Origin of the sequence: Curtobacterium sp. PhB137 (assembly GCF_003814955.1) — a bacterium.
Classification (GTDB): Bacteria; Actinomycetota; Actinomycetes; order Actinomycetales; family Microbacteriaceae; genus Curtobacterium.
The window spans coordinates 493355-508447 of record NZ_RKQO01000007.1; the positions used below are offsets into that span (position 1 = coordinate 493355).

Here is a 15093-nt window from a genome sequence, read left to right on the forward strand (position 1 = left end):
AGCGTACCGGAACCCGCCGATCCGCCGTGAATCCGCTGTCCGGGCGCTGGTAGGTTCCCACCGTGTCTGCGCCTTCTCGTTCCTCCACCAAGTACGCCTTCGTCGTCGCCTCGAACCGCCTGCCGGTGGACCGGGTCGTCGACCAGGACGGCAACGAGGGATGGCGGCACTCGCCCGGTGGCCTCGTCACCGCCCTCGAGCCCGTGATGCGCGCGAACGACGGGGCCTGGGTCGGCTGGGTCGGCCAGCCCGAGGTCGAGGTCGAGCCGTTCGACAACGAGGGCATCCACATCGTGCCGGTCCCGTTGTCCGACGACGACGTCGAGGAGTACTACGAGGGCTTCAGCAACGACACCCTCTGGCCGCTGTACCACGACGTCATCGAGCACCCGAGCTACCACCGCGACTGGTGGAACGCCTACAAGCGGGTCAACGAGCGCTTCGCCGCCCAGATCGCCGAGATCACCGAGCAGGACGGCATCGTCTGGGTGCAGGACTACCAGCTGCAGCTCGTGCCGGCACTGCTCCGGGCCAAGCGTCCCGACCTGACGATCGGCTTCTTCAACCACATCCCGTTCCCGCCGGTCGGCATCTACGCCCAGCTGCCCTGGCGCGCGCAGATCCTGGACGGCCTGCTCGGCGCCGACGTCATCGGCTTCCAGCGCCACGACGACGCGAGCGACTTCCTCCGCGCGGTCCGTCACATCAAGGGCTACACGACGAAGGGCCAGACGATCGACGTCCCGGTCGACGACCCGGACGCACCGCGCAGCCGCAAGGGGATCACGGTCCGCCACGTCGAGGCCCGGCACTTCCCGATCTCGATCGACGCCGAGGCCTTCGAGGACATCGCGCGCCGTCCCGAGGTGCAGGAGCGTGCCCGCGAGATCCGCGAGAGCCTCGGCAACCCGAAGACGGTGCTGCTCGGGGTCGACCGCCTCGACTACACCAAGGGCATCCGGCACCGCATCAAGGCCTTCGGCGAGCTCGTCGAGGACGGCCGCATCAAGGTCGAGGACGCCGCCCTCATCCAGGTCGCGAGCCCGAGCCGCGAGCGCGTGGACACCTACGCCACCCTCCGCGACGAGATCGAGCTGAGTGTCGGCCGCATCAACGGCGACCTCGGGGTCATCGGCCACCAGCCGATCTCGTACCTGCACCACGGCTACCCGCGCGAGGAGATGGTGGCGCTCTACCTGGCCGCCGACATCATGCTCGTCACCGCGCTGCGCGACGGCATGAACCTCGTCGCGAAGGAGTACGTCGCGGCCCGCTTCGACAGCGACGGAGTGCTCATCCTGTCCGAGTTCGCCGGTGCCGCCGACGAGCTGAAGCAGGCCGTCATCGTCAACCCGCACGACATCGGCGCGCTGAAGGACAGCATCGAGCGCGCGATCGAGATGCCGCGCCGCGAGCGCTCGACACGCATGCGTGCGCTCCGGAAGCGCGTGCGCGACAACGACGTGGCGCGCTGGTCGCGCTCGTTCCTCGAGGCGCTCGACCGGCACGCGCCGCGGAACGCCCAGCTCGACCCGTCCGCCACCGACCCGGCGGACCGACACCGTGAGGCGCAGACCGACAACATGTCGATCTTCGACCAGGACGCCCAGTCCGCCAGGGCTGCCGAGGACACCCGGGAGGCACGTGATGACTGAGACCACCACCGACCAGACCGCCATCGACACGGCTCTCGAGACGCTCGCGGCTGCGCCGCGACTCATCGTCGCCCTCGACTTCGACGGCACGCTCGCGCCCTTCGCCGACGAGCCGTCGCAGGTCGGCGCCCTGCCGGGCTCGTGGGCAGCGGTCCTGACCCTGCACCGCGCGAAGGACACCGAGGTCGTGCTCGTCTCCGGTCGCCCGCTCGGCAGCCTCGCGGCCGTGTCGCACGCGCCGCAGGACATGGCGCTGGTCGGGTCGCACGGTGTCGAGTGGCGCGTGGACGGCCACGACGAGGCCGCCCTGACCGACGACGAGGTCGCCCGCGTCGCACGCATCGGTGCGGCGCTCGACGAGGTCGGCGCGCGGTACCCGGGCGTCGTCATCGAGCACAAGCCGGCCGGCCACGGCGTGCACACCCGTCGCGTGAGCGCCGAGGTCGCCGCGCAGGCGAACGCCGACGCGAGCCGTGCGGCGCACGATGCCGACGCCGACGTGCTCGAGCGCGGTGGCAAGGACATCGTCGAGTTCGCCGTCCGGCACGTCACGAAGGGCGACGCGATCGCCCGGCTGCGCGAGCTCCACGGTGCCGACGCGGTGTTCTTCGCCGGTGACGACGTCACCGACGAGGACGGCTTCCGCGTGCTCGGGGACGGCGACGTCGGCGTGAAGGTGGGCCCGGGGGAGACCCGTGCCGGGTACCGCATCGCGGACCCGGCGGCCCTGACCGGCGTCCTGAAGCAGCTCGCGCGCCTGCGTGCGACGCGCTGACCAGGGTGATCCGGGCCTCCCGTCCGCCACGCGGAAGCATGCGAACGCATGAAGGTGCGCGACTGGTATCCCAATCGGTCCTAGACTCGCTCCATGCCTGATATCGACGTCAAGCCGCGCAGCCGGGTCGTCACCGACGGGATCGAAGCAACCACCTCGCGTGGCATGCTGCGGGCCGTCGGTATGGGAGACGAGGACTGGAGCAAGCCGCAGATCGGCATCGCGTCCTCGTGGAACGAGATCACGCCCTGCAACCTCTCGCTCGACCGCCTCGCACAGGGCGCCAAGGAAGGCGTCCACTCCGGAGGCGGCTATCCGCTGCAGTTCGGCACCATCTCGGTCTCGGACGGCATCTCGATGGGCCACGAGGGCATGCACTTCTCGCTCGTCTCGCGCGAGGTCATCGCCGACAGCGTCGAGACCGTCGTCAACGCCGAGCGCCTGGACGGCACCGTCCTGCTCGCCGGCTGCGACAAGTCCCTGCCGGGCATGCTCATGGCCGCCGCGCGCCTCGACCTGGCCAGCGTGTTCCTGTACGCGGGTTCGGTCATGCCGGGCTACGTGAAGCAGGCCGACGGCACGATGAAGGAAGTCACGATCATCGACTCCTTCGAGGGCGTCGGTGCCTGCAAGGCCGGCACCATGTCCGAGGAAGAGCTGAAGAAGATCGAGTGCGCCATCGTCCCGGGCGAGGGCGCCTGCGGTGGCATGTACACGGCCAACACCATGGCGAGCGTGGCCGAGGCCCTCGGCATGTCGCTGCCGGGCTCCGCCGCCCCGCCGAGCGCCGACCGCCGCCGTGACTACTACGCGCACCGCTCCGGCGAGGCCGTGGTGAACATGCTCGAGCACGGGATCACCGCCCGCCAGATCCTGACGAAGGAAGCCTTCGAGAACGCGATCGCCGTGGCGATGGCCCTCGGCGGCTCCACCAACGTCATCCTGCACCTGCTCGCCATCGCCTACGAGGCCGAGGTCGAGCTGTCGCTGGACGACTTCAACCGCATCGGTTCGAAGGTCCCGCACCTGGCCGACATGAAGCCCTTCGGCAAGTACGTCATGGTCGACGTCGACCGCAACGGCGGCATCCCGGTGATCATGAAGGCGCTGCTCGACGCCGGCCTGCTGCACGGTGACTGCCTCACCGTCACGGGCAAGACCGTCGCCGAGAACCTGGCCGAGATCGACCCGCCGGCGCTCGACGGCGAGGTCTTCCGCACGCTCGACAACCCGATCCACGAGACCGGCGGCCTGACCGTCCTGCAGGGGACCTTCGCCCCCGAGGGTGCCGTGGTGAAGACCGCGGGCTTCGACGCCGAGGTGTTCGAGGGCCCCGCGCGGGTGTTCGACCGCGAGCGTGCCGCGATGGACGCCCTCACCGAGGGGAAGATCCAGAAGGGCGACGTCGTCGTCATCCGCTACGAGGGCCCCAAGGGCGGCCCGGGCATGCGCGAGATGCTCGCCATCACCGCAGCCATCAAGGGCGCGGGCCTCGGCAAGGATGTACTACTCTTGACCGACGGACGATTCTCAGGCGGCACAACCGGCCTGTGCATCGGCCACATCGCACCCGAGGCAGTGGACGCAGGTCCAGTTGCCTTCGTGCGCGATGGCGACCGCATCCGTGTCGACATCGCGGCTCGCTCGCTCGACCTACTGGTCGACCCGACCGAGCTGGAGGCCCGCCGTGACGGCTGGGCCCCGCTGCCCCCGCGCTACACCCGCGGAGTCCTCGCGAAGTACGCCAAGCTCGTGAAGTCCGCCGCCCAGGGCGCGGTCACGGGCTAGCGTTCGACACACGCACCATCGCCACCTCTCCAGGCAAGGACCACCTCATGCCCACGGAAGCAACTCCGCTGTCCGCGGCCGCCGGTGCACGCCGGTCGCCGGAGATCCTGACCGGCTCGGGAGCCGTCCTCCGGACGCTCGAGCACCTCGGGATCACCGACGTCTTCGGCCTGCCGGGCGGTGCCATCATCCCGTTCTACGACGAGCTCATGGCGTCGAAGACGATCCGCCACATCCTCGTCCGCCACGAGCAGGGCGCCGGCCACGCCGCCGAGGGCTACGCCTCGGCGTCCGGCAAGGTCGGTGTCGCCATCGCGACGTCCGGCCCCGGTGCGACGAACCTCGTCACGGCCATCGCCGACGCCTACATGGACTCGGTGCCCTTCATCGCGATCACCGGCCAGGTGTTCTCGACGCTGATGGGGACCGACGCGTTCCAGGAAGCCGACATCGTCGGCATCACGATGCCGATCACGAAGCACTCGTTCCTGGTCACGGACCCGGCCGACGTGCCGGCGACCCTGGCCGCGGCGCACCTCATCGCGACGACCGGTCGGCCCGGCCCCGTGCTGGTGGACATCACGAAGGACGCTCAGCAGAAGTCGGCGCCCTACGTCTGGCCGCCCAAGATCGACCTGCCCGGCTACCGACCGGTCACCAAGGCGCACGGCAAGCAGATCACCGCGGCCGCGCAGCTCCTGGCCGAGGCCGAGCGGCCGGTGCTCTACGTCGGCGGCGGCGTGATCCGCTCCCGCGCGACCGCCGAGCTGCTCCGCTTCGCCGAGGCGACGGGTGCCCCCGTCGTGACGACGCTGATGGCACGCGGTGCCTTCCCGGACTCGCACCCGCAGCACCTCGGCATGCCCGGCATGCACGGCACCGTCCCGGCGGTGCTCGGTCTGCAGGACAGCGACCTGATCATCGCGCTCGGTGCCCGCTTCGACGACCGCGTGACGGGCAAGGCCGACGAGTTCGCGCCGAACGCCAAGGTCGTGCACGTCGACATCGACCCGGCCGAGATCTCGAAGATCCGCTTCGCCGACGTCCCGATCGTGGGCGACGCCCGTGAGGTCCTGGTCGACCTGCTCGACGCGTGGGGCGGCATCGCCGTCGACGACCGCGCCTCGACGGCCGACTGGTGGACGAAGCTCCGCCAGCTCAAGGTGGACTTCCCGCTCGGGTACGCCGAGCCGACCGACGGCCTGCTCGCCCCGCAGGCCATCATCAAGCGCATCGGTGAGCTCTCCGGTCCCGAGGCCGTCTACGCCTCGGGTGTCGGGCAGCACCAGATGTGGTCGGCGCAGTTCATCAAGTACGAGCGCCCGAACGCCTGGCTGAACTCCGGCGGCGCGGGCACGATGGGTTACTCCGTCCCCGCGGCGATGGGCGCGAAGGTCGCCCAGCCGGACCGCGTGGTCTGGGCGATCGACGGCGACGGCTGCTTCCAGATGACGAACCAGGAACTCGCGACCTGCGTCATCAACGACATCCCGATCAAGGTCGCGATCATCAACAACTCGTCGCTCGGCATGGTGCGGCAGTGGCAGACGCTGTTCTACGACGGCCGTCACTCGTTCACCGACCTCGAGACCGGCCACGACTCCCGCCGTGTGCCCGACTTCGTGAAGCTGGCGGACGCGTACGGTGCCCTCGGCATCCGCGTCGAGAAGGCCGACGAGGTCGACGCCGCCATCCAGCTCGCACTCGAGACGAACGACCGCCCCGTGGTGATCGACTTCGTCGTGAGTCGTGACTCGATGGTCTGGCCGATGGTCCCGCAGGGAGTCAGCAACTCGTCCATCGAGTACGCCCAGGCCCTCGCACCCACCTGGGACGACGAGGACGCCGACATGACGGGGGAAACCGCATGAGCCACGTCCTGTCCCTCCTCGTCGAGGACAAGCCCGGTCTGCTGACCCGCGTCGCGGGCCTGTTCGCCCGCCGCGGGTTCAACATCGAGTCGCTCGCCGTCGGCAACACCGAGGTCGACGGCCTCAGCCGGATCACCGTCGTCGTCGACGTCGAGGACCTCCCGCTCGAGCAGGTGACGAAGCAGCTCAACAAGCTCGTCAACGTCATCAAGATCGTCGAACTGGACTTCTCGCAGTCCGTCCAGCGCGAGCACATGCTCGTGAAGGTCCGCGTCGACAACCAGACACGGTCGGCCGTGCTCGAGGCAGTGAACCTGTTCCGCGCACAGGTCGTCGACGTCGCGAACGACTCGCTCATCGTCGAGGTGACCGGAGACCCCGGCAAGATCCAGGCGATCCTCCGCGTCCTCGAGCCCTACGGCATCAAGGAGCTCGCCCGTGCGGGACTCCTCGGCATGGGTCGCGGACCGAAGAGCATCACCGACCGGGTGCGCTGACCAGCGGTCCGCCACCCCCACAATCCACCAGAACCAAGGAGACACACCCTCGTGACTGACATCGTGTACGACGCCGACGCCGACCTGACGCTCATCCAGGGCAAGAAGGTCGCCGTCATCGGCTACGGCTCGCAGGGCCACGCCCACGCCCTCAACCTCCGTGACTCGGGTGTCGAGGTCAAGATCGGCCTCAAGGAGGGCTCGAAGAGCCGCCAGAAGGCCGAAGAGGCCGGCTTCGAGGTCCTCACCCCGGCCGACGTCACCGCCTGGGCCGACGTCGTCGTCATCCTCGCGCCGGACCAGGTCCAGCGCATCGTCTACGCGGACGACATCCGTCCGAACCTCAAGCCGGGCGCCACGCTCGTCTTCGGCCACGGCTTCAACATCCGCTTCGGCTACATCGAGGCGCCCGAGGGCGTCGACGTGTCGCTCGTCGCCCCGAAGGGTCCGGGTCACACCGTCCGTCGCGAGTACGAGGCCGGCCGTGGCGTCCCCGTGATCGTCGCCGTCGAGGTCGACGCGTCGGGTTCCGCCTGGGACCTCGCCTGGTCGTACTCGAAGGCCATCGGTGGTCTGCGCTCCGGCGGCATCAAGACGACCTTCACCGAGGAGACCGAGACCGACCTGTTCGGCGAGCAGGCCGTCCTGTGCGGTGGCACCTCGCAGCTCATCCAGTACGGCTTCGAGACCCTGGTCGAGGCGGGCTACCAGCCGCAGATCGCGTACTTCGAGGTCCTGCACGAGCTCAAGCTGATCGTCGACCTGATCTGGGAGGGCGGCCTCACCAAGCAGCGCTGGTCGATCTCCGACACCGCCGAGTTCGGTGACTACGTCTCCGGCCCGCGCGTGATCTCGCCCGACGTCAAGGAGAACATGAAGGCGGTGCTCGCGGACATCCAGAACGGTGCCTTCGCGAAGCGCTTCATCGACGACCAGGACGCCGGCGCACCCGAGTTCAAGGCGCTGCGCGCCAAGGGCGAGGGCCACCCGATCGAGGCGACCGGCCGCGAGCTCCGCGCGCTCTTCGCGTGGAAGCAGAACGACGGCGACTACGTGGACGGCTCGGCAGCGCGGTAGTCTTCCGAGGAACACTCGATGACGAGGCGGTGGTGCAGCCCTTGCACCGCCGCCTCGCGACGTGACCCGAACGTTATGCAGCAGCTCTTCTCCAGCCCCGACGCCGTGGACCGGCGTCCCCTCGGCGTGCGCCCGGACGATGTGCGACAGCCGTCGTCCGCGGTCCGCACGAGCGGTCAGGGGCGGACCGACCAGCATGGGATGATCATCGGATGGCGGTGACGAAACGAGCGGTCCACATCGGCGCCGGCAAGATCGGGCGTGGGTTCGTGGGCCAGTTCCTCGTGGCGAGCGGCTACGAGCTCACCTTCGTCGACGTCGACGACCGTGTGGTGTCCGCGTTGAACGAAGCCGGACGCTTCGTGGTGCACGAGGTCGGCGAGATGCCGGTCGAGCACCTCGTCTACGGCTTCCGGGCGCTCAGCAGCAAGACCGACCGCGACCGCGTGATCCAGGCGATCGCGGAGGCGGACGTCGTGACGACCGCCGTCGGCGCCCGGACGCTTCCGCTCGTCGCACCGCTCATCGCCGAGGGACTCGCGGCACGTCCGCTCGAGCGGGGCGACGTCACGATCGTGGCGTGCGAGAACGCGTTCAACGCCACCGACTCCCTGCACGCGAGCATCCGGCGTGCGCCGGTGCTCGAGGACCGCGACATCGCCGCGGTCTTCGCGAACTGCGCCATCGACCGCATCGTCCCCGACCAGTCCGGCGTGCTCGGGCAGTCCGGCGGCCTCGACGTCGTGCTCGAGCCCTTCTACGAGTGGGTCATCGAGCGCACGCCGTTCCTCGGTTCCGACGCCGAACCCCCGACGATCGAGGGCGTCACCTGGGTCGACGACCTGCAGCCCTTCGTCGAGCGCAAGCTCTACACGGTGAACACCGCGCACGCGACGGCCGCCTACCACGGCTACGTCCGGGGCATCCGGCTCATCCGCGAAGCCCTCGAGGACGACGCCGTCCGTGCCGAGGTTGACGGCGTGCTCGCCGAGACCACCGCGCTGCTCGTCGCGAAGCACGGCTTCGACCCGGAGGACCACGCTCGGTACGTCGCGGCGAACCTGTCGCGCATCGCGAATCCACACCTCCCCGACACCACCGTGCGCGTCGGACGCAACCCGCTCCGCAAGCTCGGCCGACGCGAGCGCTTCGTCGGTCCCGCCGCGCAGCTCGCCGAACGCGGGTTGCCGGTCGAGCACCTGCTCGGGGCCGTCCGCGTCGCGCTCGCGTTCGACGACGAGAACGACCCGGAGTCGATCGAGCTGCACGCGCTGCTCCGCTCCGGCGCGACGGCGCACGCGCTCACCGAGATCCTCACCGGCCTGATGGAGAGCCACCCGCTCTTCCCCGCCGTGCGCGACGTCGTCGCCGAGGTGCTCGCGACGCAGCCCGCCGACGCCTGAGCGCACGTCCCACCGGGAACCCGTGGTCTCCCCGTGCGCCGGTCCCTCGTAGGATCGAGGCATGAACACGGCAGCATCCCCACCCGACGGGTCGGTCGACCCGGACGTGACGAACGCCGTCGACCACGACGACGAGGCGCTCAGCTGGGGTGACGCCGACGACGCCACCCACGTCGACGCCGCGCACAACCCGGTCGCCGTCAAGGACCGTGGCGACCGCGACCCCGAGGCACCGGAGACCTCCGGCGCCCTCGTCGGGTTCGGCGTGTTCGGTGGGCTCTACCTGCTCTACACGGTCGCCTGGCTGCTGACGGCGTCGACCTCGTACGTCTCGGGTGTCGACACCGTCCTGACGGTCTTCGTCGAGGTGCTCCGGTTCCTCGCCATCCTCGCGCCGGCGCTGTGGTTCACGGTGGTGCTGTGGGCCGCCCGCGGCAGCCGGACCCGGACCCGACTGCTCTGGATGCTGCTCGGCGCCGTGGTGCTGTTCCCGTGGCCGTTCCTGCTGACGCGGAGCTTCGGGTGACCGCCGCGACGCCGGTCGGCCGCCGGTCGCGCGGTCCGGTCGTCGGCCGCATCGCGGTCTGGCTCGTGTTCGCCGTGCTGTTCGCCTACATGACGGTGCAGGCGGTGGGGAACCTCACGCAGATCTCGCAGCGGGTGGACGAGTTCAACGCGTTCCTCGCGACCACCTCCGGTGGCGAGTCGCTGCAGGCGAGCACGCCCTGGGCGTGGCTGGTCCTGGACATCCTGATCGCCCCGGTCGCGTTCGTGGTCGCCTTGGTGATCACGCGTCGTGCGCGGCTCGCGGTCACCCTCGCCGTCTTCGTCCTCGCCTTCGCGGCGGCGGGCGCCCTCTGGCTCGACCTGCAGCTGTTCGTGCCGAGCCTGCTGCAGTTCTAGGCGCCCGCGGTCGTAACGGGCCGCGCACGTCGATAGCATGGTGGGATACCAACCGTCTCTCGTGAGGAAACAGCAGCTGTGTCGAAGCCGGTCGTCCTGATCGCCGAAGAACTCTCGCCCGCCACGGTCGACGCCCTCGGGCCCGACTTCGAGATCCGGAACGTGGACGGCACCGACCGCCCCGCGCTCCTGTCGGCCCTCGCCGACGCGGATGCCGTGCTCGTGCGTTCCGCCACCAAGGTCGATGCCGAGGCGATCGCCGCGGCCCCGAACCTCAAGGTCGTCGCCCGTGCCGGTGTCGGCCTGGACAACGTCGACATCAAGGCGGCGACCACCGCCGGTGTCATGGTGGTGAACGCGCCGACGTCGAACATCATCTCCGCCGCCGAGCTCACCGTCGGGCACATCCTGTCGCTCGCCCGCCACATCCCGGCCGCGCACGCGTCGCTGGCCGCCGGTGCGTGGAAGCGCTCGTCGTACACCGGCGTCGAGCTCTACGAGAAGACCGTCGGCATCATCGGTCTCGGCCGCATCGGCGCGCTCATCACGCAGCGCCTGCAGGCCTTCGGCGTCCAGGTGATCGCGTACGACCCCTACGTCACGACGGCTCGCGCCCAGCAGCTCGGGGTCGAGCTCGTCTCCCTCGACGACCTGTTGCGGCGTGCCGACTTCGTCACGATCCACATGCCGCGCACGCCCGAGACCCTCGGCATGATCTCGGACGACCAGTTCGCGCTCATGAAGCCGACGGCGTTCGTCGTGAACGTCGCCCGCGGCGGCCTGATCGACGAGGACGCCCTGCACCGTGCACTGACCGCGAACACCATCGCGGGTGCCGGTCTCGACGTCTTCGTGTCGGAGCCCCCGAAGGACTCCCCGCTCGTCGCGCTGCCCAACGTGGTCGTCACGCCGCACCTGGGTGCCTCGACGGACGAAGCGCAGGAGAAGGCCGGCGTCTCGGTCGCCAAGTCGGTGCGTCTCGCGCTCGGCGGCGAGCTCGTGCCGGACGCGGTCAACGTCGCCGGCGGCGTCATCGACCCGTACGTCCGCCCCGGCATCCCGCTCGTCGAGAAGCTCGGCCAGGTCTTCACGGCCCTCGCGACGTCGCCCGTCACGAGCATCGACGTCGAGGTCCACGGCGAGCTCGCCGAGTACGACGTCAGCGTGCTCAAGCTCGCGGCGCTCAAGGGCGTCTTCACCGACGTCGTCAGCGACCAGGTCTCCTACGTCAACGCCCCGCTCATCGCGGAGCAGCGCGGTGTCACCGTGCGGCTCATCACCGAGACCGACAGCCCCGAGTACCGCAACGTGCTCACGATCCGCGGCGCCCAGTCCGACGGCCCCGCGATCAGCGTCTCCGGCACGCTCACCGGCCCCAAGCAGGTCGAGAAGCTCGTCGAGATCAACGGGCACGACGTCGAGGTCCCGCTCGACCGGCACCACGTCGTCATGGAGTACGTCGACCGCCCGGGCATCGTCGCGGTCTACGGCAAGGAGTTCGGCGAGGCCGGCATCAACATCGCGGCGATGCAGATCTCGCGCGAAGCCGCCGGCGGCCAGGCGCTCAGCGTCCTCACCGTCGACTCGCCGGTGCCCGCCGAGATCCTCGAGCACGTCGGCCGGGCGATCGACGCCTCCTCGCTCCGCGAGATCGACATCACGCTCTGATGGCCGTCCGGACGCTCCAGCTCGCGGTGATCCGCGGGGACGGCATCGGTCCAGAGGTCGTCGACGAGGCCCTCAAGGTCCTGCACGCCGTGACCCCGGACGACCTCGTCATCGAGGAGACCCCGTTCTCCCTCGGTGCGACGCGCTACCTCGAGACCGGTGACATCCTCACCGAGGACGACCTGTCCGCCATCGCGTCGCACGACGCGATCCTGCTCGGAGCGGTCGGTGGGGACCCCCGCGACCCCCGGCTCGCCGGCGGGATCATCGAGCGTGGGCTCCTGCTGAAGCTGCGCTTCGCGTTCGACCACTACGTCAACCTGCGACCGACCAAGGTCCACGACGCCGTCGCGACGCCGCTCGCCGACCCGGGCGCGGTGGACTTCGTCGTCGTGCGCGAGGGCACCGAGGGGCCGTACGTCGGCAACGGCGGAGCGATACGGACGGGCACGCCCCAGGAGATCGCGACCGAGGTCTCGCTGAACACCGCGTTCGGTGTCGAGCGGGTCGTCCGCTACGCCTTCGACCTGGCGAACCGTCGGGCACGGAAGCACCTCACGCTCGTGCACAAGAGCAACGTCCTGGTGCACGCCGGGGCCCTGTGGCAACGCACGGTCGCGGCCGTCGGGGCGGAGTTCCCGGACGTCACGGTGGACTACCAGCACGTCGATGCGGTCACCATCCACATGGTGCGGGATCCTGCTAGGTTCGACGTCATCGTCACCGACAACCTCTTCGGCGACATCATCACCGACCTGGCCGGCGCGATCAGCGGCGGCATCGGTCTGGCGGCCTCGGGCAACATCAACCCGGACGGCACCTTCCCCAGCATGTTCGAGCCGGTCCACGGCTCCGCGCCGGACATCGCGGGTCAGCAGAAGGCCGATCCCACGGCCGCCATCCTCTCCGTCGCACTGCTGCTCGACCACATCGGTCGCAGCGACCTGGCGACGGCGGTGACGCGGGCCGTCGAGGCGGACCTGGCAGACCGGGGCACCACGCAGCGTCGCACGGCCGAGATCGGCGACGCCATCGCCGCCGCGGCCACGGCACGCACCACCACCGCCTGAGAAGGAGCCCTCCCCATGAGCACCGACACCGCCTTCGGACTCGAGTTCGCCACCACCCCGTCCGCGGACCGCCGCGCCGCCGCCGAGCGCGAGGAGATCCTCGCCGACCCGGGCTTCGGCAAGCACTTCACGGACCACATGGCCACCGTCGAGTGGACGCTCGACGGCGGTTGGCACGGTGCCTCGGTCCACCCCTACGGCCCGCTCTCGCTCGACCCCAGCGCCAGCGTGCTGCACTACGCGCAGGAGATCTTCGAGGGGCTCAAGGCGTACCGGCACGCGGACGGGTCGGTGTGGTCCTTCCGCCCGGACGCCAACGCCCGTCGGTTCCAGCGGTCGGCCCGTCGGCTGGCGCTGCCGGAACTGCCGGTCGAGGCCTTCGTCGAGTCGATCCGGCAGCTCGTGCAGACCGACGTCGACTGGGTGCCGTCCGCGCCCGAGACGAGCCTGTACCTCCGGCCGTTCATGATCGCGACCGAGTCGTTCCTGGGGGTGCGTGCGGCGCAGGCGGTGGCGTACCACTGCATCGCGAGCCCGGCCGGGGCGTACTTCACCTCGGGCCCGAAGCCGGTCTCGATCTGGCTGTCGACCCAGTACGCCCGTGCCGGCAAGGGTGGGACCGGTGCCGCCAAGACCGGTGGCAACTACGCGTCGTCGCTGCTGCCACAGCAGGAGGCCTACGAGCACGGGTGCCAGCAGGTCATGTTCCTCGACTCGGTCGAGGGCAAGTACCTCGAAGAACTCGGCGGCATGAACGTCGTGCTCGTGAAGTCCGACGGCACGCTCGTCACGCCGGATTCCGACTCCATCCTCGAGGGCATCACGCGCGACTCGATCCTGCAGTTGGCAGAGGACCGCGGGCTCACGGTCGAGAAGCGCCGGGTGACCCTCGACGAGTGGCGTGACGGTGTGGCCGACGGCTCCATCACCGAGGCGTTCGCCTGCGGGACGGCCGCCGTCGTGACCCCGATCGCGGAGCTCCGCGGCGAGGGCTTCACGATCGGTTCGCCGACCGAGGGCGCCGGGGAACTCACGATGTCCCTGCGCGACGAGCTCACCGACATCCAGTACGGACGTCGTCCCGACCCGCACGGGTGGATGACGAAGCTGACCGACGCGTCCTGATCGACGTCCGAGCGTGGGTAGGGTCGAACGGTGAAGATCGCACGGTTCAGCAGCAAGGGTGAAGACCCCCGGTACGGCATCCTCGACGAGCGGCACCTGGTGGTGCTCGCTGGAGATCCGATGTACCAGGGATTCGAGACCACGGGGGAGCGTGTCGCACTCGCCGACGCCAAGCTCCTCGCCCCCGTCATCCCGCGGTCGAAGGTCATCGGGGTGGGGCTCAACTACCTCGAGCACGCTTCGGAGATGGACGAGCGCGCCGGCGACGACCCGGTGGTGTTCCTCAAGCCGAACACCTCGGTGATCGGACCCGACGAACCCATCCGTCTGCCGGCGGACATCGGCCGCGTCGACCACGAGGGCGAACTCGCCATCGTGATCGGATCGCTCGCCAAGAACGTCCGGCGCGAGGACTTCGCGAGCGTCGTGCTCGGGTACACGATCGCCAACGACGTGACCGCCCGCGACCTGCAGGCCCGCGACGGCCAGTGGACCCGTTCGAAGGGGTTCGACACCTTCTGCCCGCTCGGCCCCGTGATCGAGACCGAGATCGACCCGTCGGACATCCGCATCGAGACCCGCGTGGACGGCGACCTGCGCCAGGCGGGCTCGACGAACGAGATGGTCCACGACATCCCCTCGCTGGTCGAGTTCGTGTCGTCGATCTGGACCCTGCTGCCCGGTGACGTCATCCTGACCGGTACCCCCGCCGGGGTCGGCCAGATCCGCGACGGCGAGGTCGTCGAGGTCACGATCTCGGGCATCGGCACGCTCAAGAACCCGGTGATCGCGCGCCACTGACCCGGCTCGTCACCCCACGGCCCGTTCCCCCTCGGGGGAGCGGGCCGTTCCGCGTTCGGCGCCGATCCGGGCGACACGCCCGGGATGCAGCCTGGCTTGGCGCAGCCGTTCGTCCCTGCGTAAAGTAATCACTCGTTGCCACGGCGGCGGAGAACGGAACGGCTGAGACGGTCACTGGGTCTACCCGGGGATTTTGTCCGCCACGGTTCTTCCCCGGGCAGCGGATTCACCAGCCTCTCTGGCGGAGCATCTTCGGGTGTCGAGCGGGGGAGTGCGTCTGGTCCTTGAGAACTCAACAGCGTGCACATTGTCAATGCCAATTTATTGATTGACCTCGTGCCTGGGCAGCTTCGGTTGTTCAGGTCATGATGCAATTCCTTTTGGATTGAAGATTGTCAGTAGACAGTCAACAGTCAGAATCAACTCGGTCTGATGCCTTCGGGTGTTGGGTCTGTATTTT

At 69.5% G+C, this 15093-nt stretch carries 13 protein-coding genes; all 13 read left to right on the forward strand.

The features are described 5' to 3' along the window. The first annotated feature begins 62 nt into the window (after window positions 1-62). The 13 genes from otsA to EDF28_RS14460 all read left to right on the forward strand — a co-directional run bounded on the left by otsA (window position 63) and on the right by EDF28_RS14460 (window position 14633). Entirely contained in the window at window positions 63-1655 is a 1593-nt protein-coding gene (otsA, locus tag EDF28_RS14400) for an alpha,alpha-trehalose-phosphate synthase (UDP-forming) (RefSeq protein WP_123292265.1), read from the forward strand. Then, on the forward strand, window positions 1648-2430 hold the full coding sequence (otsB, locus tag EDF28_RS14405; RefSeq protein WP_123938751.1) for a trehalose-phosphatase: 783 nt from the start codon (window positions 1648-1650) through the stop codon (window positions 2428-2430). Before otsA ends, otsB begins: the two co-directional genes overlap by 8 nt. Window positions 2431-2523: 93 nt before the next feature. Next, on the forward strand, window positions 2524-4218 hold the full coding sequence (gene ilvD, locus EDF28_RS14410) for a dihydroxy-acid dehydratase (protein ID WP_123292267.1): 1695 nt from the start codon (window positions 2524-2526) through the stop codon (window positions 4216-4218). A gap of 47 nt (window positions 4219-4265) precedes the next feature. Beyond that, window positions 4266-6089, forward strand: coding sequence for an acetolactate synthase large subunit (locus EDF28_RS14415; RefSeq protein ID WP_123292268.1), 1824 nt, complete (start codon window positions 4266-4268; stop codon window positions 6087-6089). Then, on the forward strand, window positions 6086-6586 hold the full coding sequence (ilvN, locus tag EDF28_RS14420) for an acetolactate synthase small subunit (protein ID WP_022907763.1): 501 nt from the start codon (window positions 6086-6088) through the stop codon (window positions 6584-6586). Before EDF28_RS14415 ends, ilvN begins: the two co-directional genes overlap by 4 nt. 51 nt (window positions 6587-6637) lie before the next feature. Further along, window positions 6638-7663, forward strand: coding sequence for a ketol-acid reductoisomerase (ilvC, locus tag EDF28_RS14425; RefSeq protein ID WP_111085939.1), 1026 nt, complete (start codon window positions 6638-6640; stop codon window positions 7661-7663). A gap of 212 nt (window positions 7664-7875) precedes the next feature. Beyond that, a complete protein-coding gene (locus tag EDF28_RS14430; RefSeq protein ID WP_123292269.1) occupies window positions 7876-9066 on the forward strand; it encodes a mannitol-1-phosphate 5-dehydrogenase in 1191 nt (396 codons plus the stop codon). Between the two features lie 61 nt (window positions 9067-9127). Then, on the forward strand, window positions 9128-9592 hold the full coding sequence (locus EDF28_RS14435; RefSeq protein ID WP_111085937.1) for a hypothetical protein: 465 nt from the start codon (window positions 9128-9130) through the stop codon (window positions 9590-9592). Further along, window positions 9589-9969, forward strand: coding sequence for a hypothetical protein (locus EDF28_RS14440; RefSeq protein WP_123938752.1), 381 nt, complete (start codon window positions 9589-9591; stop codon window positions 9967-9969). The genes EDF28_RS14435 and EDF28_RS14440 overlap by 4 nt, the downstream gene beginning before the upstream one ends. Window positions 9970-10047: 78 nt before the next feature. Continuing rightward, the gene (gene serA, locus EDF28_RS14445) at window positions 10048-11637 is read left to right on the forward strand and encodes a phosphoglycerate dehydrogenase (protein ID WP_123938753.1); all 1590 of its coding nucleotides are present in this window, start codon (window positions 10048-10050) and stop codon (window positions 11635-11637) included. Beyond that, on the forward strand, window positions 11637-12707 hold the full coding sequence (locus EDF28_RS14450; RefSeq protein ID WP_123938754.1) for a 3-isopropylmalate dehydrogenase: 1071 nt from the start codon (window positions 11637-11639) through the stop codon (window positions 12705-12707). The genes serA and EDF28_RS14450 overlap by 1 nt, the downstream gene beginning before the upstream one ends. Window positions 12708-12722: 15 nt before the next feature. After that, window positions 12723-13832 carry a branched-chain amino acid aminotransferase gene (locus tag EDF28_RS14455; RefSeq protein ID WP_123339009.1) on the forward strand — a complete coding sequence of 370 codons (1110 nt, stop codon included), beginning with the start codon at window positions 12723-12725 and terminating at the stop codon, window positions 13830-13832. 30 nt (window positions 13833-13862) lie between these two features. Continuing rightward, window positions 13863-14633 carry a fumarylacetoacetate hydrolase family protein gene (locus tag EDF28_RS14460; protein ID WP_111085932.1) on the forward strand — a complete coding sequence of 257 codons (771 nt, stop codon included), beginning with the start codon at window positions 13863-13865 and terminating at the stop codon, window positions 14631-14633. Window positions 14634-15093: the final 460 nt, after the last annotated feature.